Here is a 10,050-nt window from a genome sequence, read left to right on the forward strand (position 1 = left end):
ATCATGCCAGGGGCCAGGGGAACTCCGCTCGACTGCTTGGCGATGCGCTGCGGCCCCTCGTGCACCGAGAGATAGCTGCCCACCCCGTGCCCCGTGCCGTGATCGTAGTCGAGTCCGCGCTCCCACAAAGGGCGGCGCGCGATGGCGTCGAGCTGCACCCCGCCGGTGCCCACCGGGAAGACCGCCTGGGCCAGCGCGATGTGCCCCTTGAGCACCAGGGTGAAATGCTCCGCCGCCTCGCGCGGCGCGATGCCGATGGCCAGCGTGCGCGTGATGTCGGTGGTGCCGTCCGGATACTGGGCGCCGGAATCGATGAGGTAGAGCTCGCCTGGCGTCAGCACACGCTGGGTCTCGGGCGTGGCGCGGTAGTGCACGATAGCCCCGTTGCTGCCGGCCCCCGAGATGCTGTTGAAGCTGAGATCGCGAAACTCCGGGCTCTCCCGGCGCAAGGCCTCGAGACGATCTGAAGCCGCGATCTCGGTGAGCCCACCGCCGGGCGCCTCGCGCGACAGCCACGCCAGGAAGCGGCACATGGCCACTGCGTCGCGTCGATGGGCGGCGCGGGCCCCCTCGAGCTCGACCGGGTTCTTGCAGGCCCGGGGCAGTGCGCACGGGTCGAGGCCGGGCAGCACCTTCGCCCCCGCCTTCGTGAGCCGGTCGGCCACGGCAAAGGGTGCCGTGGCGCCATCAACCCGCACCCGACGCCCGCTGAAGGCATCGAGCGTCTCGAGCAGCGCCGACCGAGGCGCGATGCGCACGCCGTCGCCCACGTGCTCCTTCACCGAATCGCTCACACGCTCCGGCGCGATGAACCAGGTAACCGCGCCTGAGGCCTCGATGATGGCAAAGCTCAGCGGCAGCGGGGTGCACTCGACATCGGTGCCGCGCACGTTGAGCAGCCAGGCCACCGCGTCCGGCGCGCTGATCACCGCCGCATCGAGGTGCTCGCGGCGAAGCGCCTCGGCGAGATCGGCCCGCTTCTCGGCCGACGACCGCCCGGCGTACGCCATCTCGTGCACCGTCACCGGGCTCGCCGCTGCACCCGGCTGATCGCTCCAGGCCGCGTCGATGGGGTTCTCGTCGAGAGCCACCAGCTCACCGCCCGCAGCCTCGACAGAAGCCCGCAAGGCGCTCACGCCGTCGGGGGTGTGCAGCCACGGGTCGAAGCCGATGCGCGCGCCACGGGCGATGGTCTTCCCCAGCCACGCCGAGGGCGGGGTCTTGATGAGGTGCTCGAACCCAAAGAGCGTGCCGTCGACCTCCTGGCGGGCCTGCAGTGTGTAGCGGCCGTCGACGAAGAGCGCGGCCTGATCGAGCAGCACCACCGCGGCGCCCGCCGAACCCGTGAAGCCGCTCAGCCAGGCCAGGCGCATGGCGCGGGGCGGCACGTACTCGCCCTGATGCTCATCGGCCCGGGGCACGACAAAGCCATCGACGCAGAGACGGCGCATGTGCTCGCGCAGCGACGCGAGGCGCTCGGCATACAGCGTGGGCGGGGCGGCGGTGGTCGACATGGGTGTGTTCTCCTCGATGTGGTGCAGTGGTCGGGCAGGTTTCTCAGAAGAGGGGCGCAACTCCTCGCGCGACGGATGTCTTCGTCGCAAGCGCTCAGCAGGGGGGGACCGAGAGGGCCGCCGCCACGTCGATGGGGCGGAAGTGCGTGGACTCGCTCACATAGTCGACGCCGATGCCCACCCACATCACCCGCGCGGGCACATCGCACACCGTGCTCACCCGCGTGGCCACCCGAACCTCGAGATCGGCGGGAACGGCGAACGGCCCGAGGCCGCCAACACGGTCGCCATACCAGCAGATCATGCGATCAGACGGGCGTTCGCGCCCCCGCGGCTCGCCGAGCGCCCCATCGATCTTGTCGGTCATGGCCGCCATCATGGCCTCGGCATCATCGATGCCCCCCTCGACCAGCGCCAACGCCCGCGCAAGACGCGCGGACGACGACACACTCGCCGGGCGGGTGGCCAGGCGCGGGGTGCGATAGTGGTTGGTGAGCACCAGTGCGTCGGGGGCGTCGCCGCCTTCACCCCACCCCCGCCGACTCACGTGACGCGGGCCGATGACGCGCTGGGCCGTCTCGAACACAGCCGCATCTCCCTCACGCGCCGCAAGGAAGCTGCGCCCCCCTCCACAGAGGGGAGGGGCGTGACGCAGAGCCCGCTGCACCGACGTGAGGTCGGCGCAGCCCATCACGAGCCTGCGCACGAGGGCCCCGCTGTAGAGCCCCACAAAGCGCTCGAAGCGCAGCTCGCTGGTATCCTGGCTCACAACAAGACCGTGGGCGTTCCAGCCGGTGACCGCGTCGAGCACCTTGCCCGCGAACCCAGGCGTGATGAAGGCGCATCCGCGGTCGGGGTGGCTCACCATCACCACGGCGGCCTGCGCAAGCCCCCCCGCGCTCACCGTGTCGAGATTTCGCCCGATGAGCACACCACGGATCCCACGGGTCGCGATCTGGGTGCAGGCCGAGACGAGCCCGCCGCCCAGCAGGCTGTGGAGCGCCTCAAACGGTGGAGCCGAGTTCATGACGAGCACATCGTCATACGCAAGACCGCTGCCTTCGGCCACCCCGCGCAGCTCATCGCGCTCATCTGGGCACAGCCAGTGTCCCTGCAGGCGCGCCCAGGCGCGAAAGACCGCCGGGGGCAGCAGGGGCGAGGCGCGCATGAAGCCGTTTCGCCACTCGTGATCGAAGTGCGCGTGTATCTTGTCGCGCAGCGCCTCACCGTGCTGGCGCCCACGCGCAAAGGCGTCGCCGAAGGTGTGCACCACCTCGAGACCTTCGACGTTCTGCACAACGGCGCGCATGTACCCCCTCCTTCCACGAGCCGCCCTCGTCTCCCCGCAAGACCACGAACACCCCCAGAAAACGAACGAGCCGCCCGAGACAATCTCGGACGGCTCAGTCTTCGGCGTTGTCAGCGCCTATCGGGTCTTACGGCACTTGCTGAGGACCAGCTTGGCGTGCCGAGACTTGTTCCCTTTTCGCATGGGACCACTCTCTTTCGGTTGTGTACGTTCGCGCGCACACCAGGTGCGGCGGGCCCTTGTCACGCCTCGAGCGGGCTACACTCGTTCGACGGCCTGCAGAATGGATATCGGCCGTTCATCGCTGTTCATTTACCCATCTGTGTGTGCGGACGGGTGGGGCGCGGCGCGCAAGCGCGTCCGGCCGGCGAGGTGCGTGGGGTGTCGATCTCCCCTTTCCGGGATCGATGGTTCGAGGGCTCGGGCGCTTGTAGACCGCCCTGGCTGCCTCTGGCAGACGCACCAGCGTGTACATACACGCCTTCATGCGTTCTTGATATTCAAGTGATTCGATACCTTTCGGCACTCTCCTTCTTTTTTCCGGAAATTCTCCACAGCGGCGTCCGGCACCTCAACGGAGGAGCCGACACCGCCCCATCACAGCGCCAGCAGACCGCGCACCCAGGCCATCACCCGACGAGCCTCGGCCTTCAGCGCGCCCAGGGCGTTGCCCGTGGATGCCAAATGCTGCGGCCCGCGCCTGGTTCGCGGGCGTGGCGTCGACCGCCGAGCATTCTCGCGGTGCGCACCGACAACGCCGGTACCGTGAACCATGAAGACAAGTTCCTCGTGGTGAAGCCGAACGGGCAGATGCGCTCGTTCGCAGGCACCACGCGCCCGACGGTGACCTACGACAACAGCGGCTTCTCTCCCGACATGGTCGTCACAGGCAACTACAAGATCTCCCCGCGTCCGGCCGACGGCAAGTGGTCAGACGCCTTCTACATCGAGAGACAGAACGGCGACATGGCGGTTCCAACCGCGAAAGATCGCAACGGCGACATGGCGGTTCCCACCGCGAAAGATCGTAACGGCGACACGGCGGTTCCCACCGCGAAAGATCGCAACGGCGACGGGCGCTACTCGGCCAGCGAGATCGCCAACCCCGTCCTCGATGACGAGATCCGCCTGCATCCCGGCAACGCCACCACCACCAGGCCTCTTGTTCGGTGCAACCTCACCGAACAGCGCAGCGCAGAAGCAGCAATCACACCGTCATCGGAGGTTCGACGAAAGTTCGACCCGAACAACACGCCTCGCCAGAATCGCGCAGAGCGCATTGCGGGTGCCGTGACGGGCCAACTTGGGAACAGCAGCCACGTAGTCGCAGGCGCGCATCTCCAAGAGCCTTTCGGTCACGAATCCGGCGCGCTGCAATGCCTCGCGCAGAGAAGACGTGGTGTGCCGATGGCTGGGGAGCGTGTAGCAGACGCCCTCACTCTCGAAGTGCGCTCCCGTCCCGGCATCGTACAGATCAGCGTGCAGCTCCGCAAGGAAGAGCCATCCACCGGGGCGCACCCCCTGTGCAGCACGGTCGAGCACGACACGAGGGTCTTCGAAGTGCTCGAGAACAAGCGTGACGCACACCCCATCGGCCGGCAGCCGCCCACGCACCTCGGGGCGCGTGGGCCAGGGCCCACCGAGCGCATCTGCCACCAGCAGCACGCGATCTTCAAATCGCTTCAGACGCGTTCGTGCGCGCTCGAGCATTCCCGTCGAACCGTCGATGCCGAGGCCAAACGCTGCGTCTCGTTCGAGCACCCGCTGCAGCAGCCGCCCGGTGCCGCACCCCAGGTCGAGCACAGTGCCATCGGTCAGCGGTGGAGCAATCGTGTCAAACGCGATGGAGGTGAGGGCCACCATCGGATTCTCGAACACATCATAGGCGTCGCTCCAGCGATCATAGCCGCGCTGCACGTCTATCGGAACGCGTGGATGCTTCACTTCGGCAGCAGTCTCGCGCTCGTGCATCGTGCCTCTCACCCTCTCAGCGCTACGCGACCGACTGATGAGAGCGTGGCAGAAAGCCGTCTCGCTCCTCCGCAGGGACTTCTCTGCGCGCATCTCTCTTCCTACACGCCTCGCGCCGAGCCGCGAGACGCGCGCACCAGGCCCCGCGGCGCGAGCGATTCTGCGCGCTGAAATTCGCAAGCGCAGGTCGAGAGCGCGACAATGTGGGGAGCAGCCCCAGAAGCTGACACCCTCCCAGCGCCATGTCCTTGACGCCACACAGCAGCGCGCGCCGCAGGTGCCACAAGGCCTGCCTCGGCGCCCCTTCATGCAGGCTGTCGCCCGCGTGGCGGAGGTCACGACCCAGGTTGAGCCGATGCGAGAATCGCTGGCCGAGGAGCGCGACGCGGTGGCGCTCGGCGTCACCCCGAACCAACGTGATGAGCTGCCTGCGCACGTCGCGCAGCCCGCGCCACATGATCGCCGCGTCGTTTGACACGTTCGCGTCGTGGTCACGCTTTCGCGCGACCGGCGCCGACGTGAAAGCCAGGGGGCCACACAATGTCACCCGAAAGAGGAACGACCAGTCCTCGAAATGGTGAAGATCAGCGTCGAAGCCTCCGACCTGCTCGACCATCGCGCGACGAAACAGGGCCGAGCTGAGCCCGACACAGTCCTGCAGCGCCAGCACCGAAAACTCGGTAGCACGCTCCAGCGGCCAGACGCGTGCTCGCCATCCGTCGACGCCCACGCGGCGCATCTGCAGATCGTGCAGCCCTGTCTCTCCCAGCGACCTCCCGTCTGCGTCGAAGGCGCAGGTATAGCCGTGAACCCCCACCACATCCGGACGGGCGACGAGCACGTCGGTCAAGATACGAAGCGCATCCGGCTCCCAGAGTTCATCGGGGTCGAGAAAGGCAACGCCCACGCAAGCGGCGTCGAGCGCGTACAGACCGCGATTGCGCGCCGCCGATACGCCGCGCGATCTTCATGGCGTCCTCCGACGGTCGATCTGCCACACATGCGGCGCCGTGCGAAGATGATTGCGCCACGCGCGCCCCTTCAAGCGCCGCTGGGGTCGCCCCGCGCGCCCGGCACGACGTTTACACATTCGTTATCGCGGAAATAGCCGCATGGTCGAAGAGGACGATGACGCTTGCACGCATCCCCTCATCGCGGTGGGAGGCTGTCCCTCAAACACGGCTGCGTGCGCGCTCCAAGCGCGTCTCGCTCCCCCCAGTCTGGAGATGCTGAACATGTCACACACCTCCGATCTGCAGCCCGCCGAACCCAGCGCAGACCCCAGGACAGAGCCGCTTCCCTGGCCTTTGGCCGAGGATGCCAGCAACGTCGACCTTCGACGCTTCAACGAAACCGAACAGTGCCTGGAGCACGATGCCGTGGCGGCCGTGCTCGAGGCCCAGGCAGCGAAAACCCCCGACGCCACAGCGCTCGTCTTTCAGGGGGAATCGCTGACCTATGCCGCGCTGCATGCACGTGGGAACCAGACGGCGCGCTACCTGCGCGATCAAGGGGTGGGTGCGGATGTGATCGTGGGCGTCTCGATGCGCCGCTCGGTGGAGATGGTCGTGACGCTCCTCGGAATCGTGAAGGCGGGGGGCGCCTTCCTCCCCCTCGACCCGACCTGGCCCGCGGAGCGCCTCACACGCATGATCGACGACGCCGGCTGCAGGCTCGTCGTGTGCGACACAGACCCAAGTCCCGCCAGGCTGAGCCTCGAGGAGATGCGCGCGAGCGTACTGGCACAGGCCACCGTCGCACTGCCCCCACAGGCAGGGCCACACGATCTGGCCTACTGCATCTACACCTCGGGATCAACGGGAGCACCAAAGTGCGCCACGGTGGAGCAGCGGGGAATGGTCAACATGCTCGAAGACGCCCGCCGCGCTCCGGGCTTCTCAGCCTGTCGGTGGCTGGCCACGACGACCTTGAGCTTCGACTTCTCGGTGATGGAGATCTTCATTCCCCTGGCGTGCGGCGGAACCGTGGTGCTCGTGCCCGACGACCTGGTCGGCGACGGCCCCGCGCTGCTGCGCCACATCGAGCAGCACGCGGTCAACGTTCTGTCATGGCCCCCCGCGCTCTGGCCCGTGCTGCTCGAGGCCGGCTGGAAAGGCGCGCCGCACATGAAGCTGCTGAGCGGCGGCGAGCGCCTCTCGCCCGCCATGGCGTCAGCGCTGCTCGCCCGCGGTGAGGTCTACAACTACTACGGCCCGTGCGAAACCGCGGTCTACTGCGCCTGGGGACGCGTCTCGTCAGCCGAGGAGGCGCCCATTGTGGGGCGTCCGGCGTCAAACGCGCGCATCTACATCGTCGACGAGCAGATGAGACCGGTACCCATCGGAACCGAAGGAGAGCTCTGCATCGGCGGCATGGGCGTCGGACGAGGCTATCTCCACCGTCCAGATCTCACCGCCGAGCGCTTCCTGCCCGACCCGTTCGCTACGGGAGCGCGCATGTTCCGCACGGGCGATCGCGCGCGCTGGCGACGTGACGGACGCATCGAGGTTCTCGGCCGCCTCGACGATCAGGTCAAGCTCGACGGGGCTCGCATCGAGCCCGGTGAGATCGAGGCCACGCTGCTCGCGCACGCATCGGTGCGTGAAGCGGTGGCTGCCGTGCGCGATGATGGCCCCCGCGGCCCGTGGCTGGTGGCCTGGGTCGTCGCCGCGTCGAGCGCGTCACCCGAACCGGCAGCGCTGCGTGGGTGGCTGCGCGAGCGCCTGCCGCCCCATCTGGTGCCTTCAGCCATCGCTGTCATGCAGACCTTTCCCTTGTTGCGCTCGGGAAAGATCGACCGACAGGCCCTGCCCTCGCCGTCACCGACCCCGCCCCACGACGCCACCCCCCCGCGAACTCCCCTCGAGGAGACGCTGGCCACCATCTTCGCCGATGTCCTCGAACGTTCACATGTGGGCGTGAACGATGACTTCTTCGCCCTGGGCGGAACGTCGCTGCTGGCCATGCGCGCCATGGCGAGGGTGCGCGAGGCCCTCGGCGTGCGTGGCTCGATACGCGCCATCTTCGACACCCCGACGGTGGCTTCGCTGGCCCTTGCCCTCCTGCCCGCGACACAAACCCCTCGCCCCCCCGCGGCCGCAACCGACGGCAAGGATGCGGCACTGCCATCATTCGAGCAGGAGCAGATCTGGCTGGCCGAGCAGGCACTCTCGGGAACCGCCGCGTACAACGAGGCGCACGGCCTTGTGCTCGACGGCCCGCTCGAGCAGGCGCGGCTGCAGCAGGCCCTCGATTCGCTGGTGGCGCGTCACGCGGCTCTGCGCACAACGTTCATCGTCATCGACGGTACGCTCACCACCGTGACCGCCGCCCCCGCGCGCATCGTGCTCGAGACCGAAGAGATCTCATCGGAGACCGAGGCGCAGCGCGTCGCGGCCGTCGAGGCGCAACGCCCCTTCGATCTGGCAGCCGGCCCGCTGCTCCGCGCGCGGCTGATACGCTTGGGGGAACAGCGGCACCTGCTGCTGCTGGTGATGCACCACATCGTGTGCGACGGCTGGTCGATGGACGTCATCTGGCGCGACCTCGACGCCCTCTACGCGCAGCGCCCCCTCGAACCGCTGCCGCTGCAGTACGGCGCGTGGGCAGCCGAAAGACGCGAGACCCTGAACCGCGAAACCATCGATCCGCTGCTGGCACACTGGAAGACCGCCCTCGGTGACCTCCCCGAGGCCCTCGAGCTGCCCACCGACCGACGTCGCCCGCCTCACGCCAGCATCGCCGCCGCGGTGACGCAGCGCCGCCTTCCACCCGCACTGGTCGCAGACATCGATGCGCTCGCCCGCGCGCACGGCTGCTCCCGGTTCATCACCATGCTGGCGGCCTTCCAGGTGCTGCTGCACCGCTGGTGCGATGCCGACGAATTCGTCGTCGGGACGCCCTTCGCTGGCCGGGACCGTGTCGAGACCGAGCCGCTCGTCGGATACTTCGTCAACACGCTGGCCCTGCGCGCCGACTGCACCCAAGACCCCCGCTTCGATCGCCTCCTCGAGCAGACACGGGCCACGGTGCTCGACGCCTTCTCAAACGCCGACCTCCCCTTTCCCTTGCTCGTCGAGCACCTGCAGCCCCAACGAGCAGTCGGTCGCTCGCCCATCTTCGACGTGATGTTCGCCGTGCATGCGGCCACACGCGGCAGTCGCCTCGGCGACCTTCGCGCACGGCCGTTCTCGGTACCCAACGGCTGCGTCAAGCTCGACCTCGATCTCTCGGTGATCACAAGCGACGAAGGAACAGACTGCGTCATCGAGTATCGCGCCGACCTGTTCGATGACGCGTCGATGACGGGGCTCCTCGCATGCTACGAGACCCTGCTGGCAAGCATCATCGCAACCCCCTCGCGCAGAATCGGACAGCTTGCGCTCACCACGGCCGAAGAGCGCAGACAGGTACTCGAAGCCTTCAACCCATCTCGCCCACAGGCGCCCCCACCGCCGCTGCATCACCTCTTCGAGCAGGCGGCTCGACGCACGCCGAACGCCGTGGCCGTCTCACACGAAGACAAGCGCCTCACCTACGCCGAGCTCGAGGCCCAGGCCGATACGATCTGCCGGCGTCTGCAGCGCCTGGGGGTCACGACCGAATCACACGTCGGCCTTCACCTGCCGCGCTCCATCGATCAGATTGCGGCCATGCTGGGCGTCTTGAAAGCCGGCGCCGCCTATGTGCCCCTCGATCCGGCATGGCCTGCCGAGCGCACGACGTGGATCATCGATGACGCGTTGATCGATCTGGTGATCTCGCGCCAGACACTCGACTCTCGGGTGCGCGTCATCGATCCGAACGGTCCTGACGACGAAGGGACGGACAGCGCTCACATTTCAAGCGCAGACGGGGCTGCGGCGGCCTACCTCATCTACACGTCTGGCTCCACGGGAGCTCCAAAAGGCGTGGTGGTGGAGCACGGCAGCGCTGCGCGCTACGCCCGAGAGGCCGCGCAGCGGCTTGGGCTCTCGACGGGCGATCGGCTGCTGCAGTTCGCCAGCGCGAGCTTCGACGCAAGCATCGAGGAGATCTTCGCCACCCTGACGAGCGGTGCCACCCTCGTTCTTCGCACCGACGAGATGCTCTCCACCATGGCCGTCTTCCTCGAACGGTGCAACGAGCTCGCCATCTCTGTGCTCTGCCTGCCCACGGCATTCTGGCACGACCTGACGTGGGCGATGCGAAACGAGCGCCTGTCGCTGCCCCCCGCGCTGCGCGCCGTGATCATCGGCGGCGAGCGCGCCATGCCGG

The 10,050-nt window shown here is 67.9% G+C and carries 5 protein-coding genes; 2 read left to right on the top strand and 3 right to left on the bottom strand.

All coding sequences use genetic code 11. From position 1 onward, the window contains the following. The 3 genes from EB084_12340 to EB084_12350 form a co-directional block, all read right to left on the bottom strand. A partial coding sequence (locus EB084_12340; protein ID NDD29044.1) for an aminopeptidase P family protein occupies window positions 1-1,514 on the bottom strand: 1,514 nt, incomplete at its 3' end. A gap of 94 nt (window positions 1,515-1,608) precedes the next feature. Further along, the gene (locus EB084_12345; protein NDD29045.1) at window positions 1,609-2,823 is read right to left on the bottom strand and encodes a hypothetical protein; all 1,215 of its coding nucleotides are present in this window, start codon (window positions 2,821-2,823) and stop codon (window positions 1,609-1,611) included. Window positions 2,824-4,038: 1,215 nt separating this feature from the next. Then, entirely contained in the window at window positions 4,039-5,103 is a 1,065-nt protein-coding gene (locus EB084_12350; GenBank protein ID NDD29046.1) for a class I SAM-dependent methyltransferase, read from the bottom strand. A gap of 265 nt (window positions 5,104-5,368) precedes the next feature. Between EB084_12350 and EB084_12355 the strand changes: the two genes are divergently transcribed. Then, window positions 5,369-5,902 carry a hypothetical protein gene (locus EB084_12355; protein ID NDD29047.1) on the top strand — a complete coding sequence of 178 codons (534 nt, stop codon included), beginning with the start codon at window positions 5,369-5,371 and terminating at the stop codon, window positions 5,900-5,902. Window positions 5,903-5,906: 4 nt separating this feature from the next. After that, a partial coding sequence (locus EB084_12360) for an amino acid adenylation domain-containing protein (protein NDD29048.1) occupies window positions 5,907-10,050 on the top strand: 4,144 nt, incomplete at its 3' end.

This window comes from Pseudomonadota bacterium (genome assembly GCA_010028905.1).
Classification (GTDB): Bacteria; Vulcanimicrobiota; Xenobia; order RGZZ01; family RGZZ01; genus RGZZ01.